4 protein-coding genes are annotated in these 3478 nt (G+C 73.9%); 3 read left to right on the forward strand and 1 reads right to left on the reverse strand.

Features of this window, described 5'->3' with window-relative positions:
• Positions 1 to 59 precede the first annotated feature (59 nt).
• The 3 genes from CBZ_RS05560 (at position 60) to CBZ_RS05570 (ending at position 2936) form a co-directional block, all read left to right on the forward strand.
• Entirely contained in the window at positions 60 to 590 is a 531-nt protein-coding gene (locus tag CBZ_RS05560; protein WP_130780597.1) for an ASCH domain-containing protein, read from the forward strand.
• 57 nt (positions 591 to 647) lie between these two features.
• A complete protein-coding gene (locus CBZ_RS05565) occupies positions 648 to 1712 on the forward strand; it encodes a 3-isopropylmalate dehydrogenase (RefSeq protein WP_130780598.1) in 1065 nt (354 codons plus the stop codon).
• 114 nt (positions 1713 to 1826) lie between these two features.
• On the forward strand, positions 1827 to 2936 hold the full coding sequence (locus tag CBZ_RS05570) for a branched-chain amino acid aminotransferase (protein ID WP_130780599.1): 1110 nt from the start codon (positions 1827 to 1829) through the stop codon (positions 2934 to 2936).
• Positions 2937 to 3005: 69 nt separating this feature from the next.
• On the opposite strand, the gene CBZ_RS05575 is transcribed toward CBZ_RS05570, so the two are convergent.
• Positions 3006 to 3478, reverse strand: a 473-nt coding sequence (locus CBZ_RS05575) for a DUF6069 family protein (protein ID WP_130780600.1), incomplete at its 5' end; no start/stop codon positions are given.

The raw sequence follows: 3478 nt of genomic DNA on the forward strand, positions 1-3478 counted from the left end.
GGCCGCACGCCCGTCGTGCTTCACGCCAAGATGGGCGCACCACCGACGGAGGGACGACGATGACCGAGCCGACGCACGACGAGGACCAGCGGATCAGCGCGTTCTGGCAGGCCGCCCGCGGGCACCTCGGGATGGGCAAGCTCGACGCCGTCATGGGGGAGATGCCGAAGGACGTCGTGCCGCCGCCGTCGTGGTCGTTCGGGGACTCCCCGGTGCTCGCGGACCAGCTCCTGAGCCTCGTGCTGGACGGCCGCAAGACGGGTACGTCGACGGCCCTGGCGGAGTTCGAGGCCGAGGGCGTCGAGCTGCCGGTGGTCGGCGACCTGTCGATCGTCGTCGACGGCGCGGGGGAGCCGCGGGCGCTGCTGCGCACCACGGAGGTCGTGGTCGTGCCGTTCGACCAGGTCGGCGAGGACCACGCGCGCGCCGAGGGCGAGGACGACCTGTCGCTCGCGTCGTGGCGCACGGAGCACGAGCGGTACTGGCGGCGCGTGCTGGGCGACGACGCCTTCGCGCCGGACCTGGCCGTCGTGACGGAGCGCTTCGAGCTCGTGTACCCGACGAGCGGTCCCACGCCCGCCGTCGACTGACGCCCAGTCGGTGAGACGGCTCGGTCCGAGGCGTGGGACGGGCGTAGCATGGCAGCCATGACCGCCAGCAATGCCGCCCAGGACCTCCGCCTCGCCGTCGTCGCCGGCGACGGCATCGGCACCGAGGTCGTCGAGCAGGGCCTGCTGGTCCTCGAGTCCGCGCTGCACGGCACGGGCACCGGGTTCACGACCACCGACTTCGACCTCGGCGCGCGCCGCTGGCACGCGACCGGCGAGACGCTCACCGACGGCGACCTCGACGCGATCCGCGCGCACGACGCGATCCTGCTCGGCGCCATCGGCGACCCGTCGGTCCCGTCCGGGGTGCTCGAGCGCGGCCTGCTGCTCAAGCTCCGCTTCGCGCTCGACCACTACGTCAACCTCCGACCGGGCCGCCTGTACCCGGGCGTGACGAGCCCGCTCGCGAACCCCGGCGACGTCGACTTCGTCGTCGTGCGCGAGGGCACCGAGGGCCCGTACGTCGGCAACGGCGGCGCGATCCGCGTCGGCACGCCGCACGAGGTCGCCAACGAGGTGAGCGTCAACACCGCCTTCGGCGTCGAGCGTGTCGTCCGCGACGCCTTCGCCCGCGCCGCCGCCCGCCCCCGCAAGAAGCTCACGCTCGTGCACAAGCACAACGTGCTCGTGCACGCGGGCCACCTGTGGCGCCGGACCGTCGAGGCCGTCAACGCCGAGTTCCCCGACGTCACCGTCGACTACCTGCACGTGGACGCGGCGACGATCTTCCTCGTCACCAACCCGTCGCGGTTCGACGTCATCGTCACCGACAACCTCTTCGGCGACATCCTCACGGACCTCGCCGCCGCGATCACCGGCGGCATCGGCCTCGCCGCGTCCGCGAACATCAACCCGGACCGCACGGCCCCGAGCATGTTCGAGCCCGTGCACGGCTCGGCCCCCGACATCGCGGGCCAGGGCAAGGCCGACCCGACCGCCACCGTGCTGTCCGTCGCGATGCTGCTCGACCACCTCGGCCTGGCCGACGCGGCCCGCCGCGTCGAGTCCGCCGTCGCCGCCGACCTGGCCGAGCGCGGCGCGGCCGAGCGAGTACGGTCGACGGCCGAGGTGGGCAAGGACCTCGCGGCGCGCGTCGCCGGCTGACGCCCGCACGCGGCCCGGACCGGTCGCCGCCCGTCGGCGACCGCCCGGTCGCCTGTCCACCCGGCCGTCCTCACCGGTACCGTCGTTGTCGACCCTGGTGAAAGGCCCCCCGTCATGAGCACTCTCGCTGCACCCGCGTCCGCCGACCTCTTCGAGATCCGGCCGACCGACACCCCGGTCCCCGCCGCCACCCGCGAGGCGGCACTGGCCTCGCCGAAGTTCGGCACCGTGTTCACCGAGCACATGGCCCGCATCTCCTACCGCGACGGCGAGGGCTGGCACGACCGCCGCGTCGAGAAGTACGGCCCTCTGCACCTGGACCCCGCGACCGCGGTCCTGCACTACGCGCAGGAGATCTTCGAGGGCCTCAAGGCGTACCAGCACGCCGACGGCTCCGTCTGGACCTTCCGCCCGCAGGCCAACGCCGCGCGCTTCGCCCGGTCCGCGCACCGCCTCGCGCTGCCGCCGCTGTCCGAGGCCGACTTCCTCGGGTCGATCGCCGCGCTCGTCGCGACCGACCGCGCGTGGGTGCCGTCGGGGGAGGAGACCAGCCTCTACCTGCGGCCGTTCATGTACGCGTCCGAGAGCTTCCTCGGGGTGCGGCCCTCGCTCGAGGCCGAGTACCTCGTCATCGCCTCGCCCGTCGGGCCCTACTTCTCCGGCGGGCTCAAGCCCGTCTCGATCTGGGTCGACCAGGAGTTCCACCGCGCCGGCGCGGGCGGCACCGGCGCCGCCAAGTGCGGCGGCAACTACGCCGCGAGCCTGCTGCCGCAGCAGAACGCCTACGCCAAGGGCTGCGAGCAGGTCTGCTTCCTCGACGCGACGACGAACACGTACCTCGAGGAGCTCGGGGGCATGAACGTCGTCGTCGTCGGCGCCGACGGCAGCGCGTCGACCCCGCCCGTCTCGGGCTCGATCCTCGAGGGCGTCACGCGCGGCTCGATCCTGCAGCTCCTGTCCGACGCCGGCCACGAGGTCAACGAGCGCCCCATCCCGCTCGCCGAGCTGCGCGCCGGGATCGAGGACGGCTCGGTCGCCGAGGTGTTCGCATGCGGGACGGCGGCCGTCGTCACCCCGATCGGCCGCCTCGCGAGCGACGACTTCGACCTGACCGTCGGCGACGGCGGCACGGGCGCGGTCACGGGCCGCATCCGCTCCGAGCTCACCGACATCCAGTACGGCCGCGCCACCGACCGCCACGGCTGGCTGCACCGGCTCGTCTGACCGGCCGGCCACGCGCACGCACCTGACGCCCGCCACCCGAGTACCGGGTGAGCGGGCGTCGGGCTGTCGTCAGCGCGCCGGGACGACGCGGCGGGTGCGGGACAGGACGCCCGTCAGCAGGGACCACACGGCGATCCCGACGAGCAGGTGGACGACACCGGTCGCGACGGCCGACGTCGCGACGTCGGTCCACGTGAGCGGCAGCAGCGCGAGGACGAGGGTGCCCAGGCCCATGATCCAGCCGAAGAACGCCTGCGGCTTCGGCGTCGTGACGACGAGGAGCTGCAGGAGGGCGCCCGCGACGAGGGCGATCAGCACCGCGCCGACGACGAGTGCGGCCATCTCCGAGCCGGTGCCGAACACGTCCTGCACGACCAGGTCGACGTCGAGGATCTCCTGGAGGACGACCACGCCGACGACCGCCACGAGCGCGGCGACCACGGCGGTCGCCGCGACGCCCGCCCAGTAGCGGCCCGCGTCGAGGCCCGGGCGGACCGGGGTGACGGCGGCGACCGGGGCGACGGGCGTCCCGGGCGCGTAGA

The organism is Cellulomonas biazotea, from assembly GCF_004306155.1.
GTDB lineage: Bacteria > Actinomycetota > Actinomycetes > Actinomycetales > Cellulomonadaceae > Cellulomonas > Cellulomonas biazotea.

Excerpts from the sequence above, each read along its gene's own strand:
- CBZ_RS05570 (WP_130780599.1), top strand. The coding sequence starts at position 1,827 with ATGAGCACTCTCGCTGCACCCGCGTCCGCCGACCTCTTCGAGATCCGG.
- CBZ_RS05560 (WP_130780597.1), top strand. The coding sequence starts at position 60 with ATGACCGAGCCGACGCACGACGAGGACCAGCGGATCAGCGCGTTCTGG.
- CBZ_RS05565 (WP_130780598.1), top strand. The coding sequence starts at position 648 with ATGACCGCCAGCAATGCCGCCCAGGACCTCCGCCTCGCCGTCGTCGCC.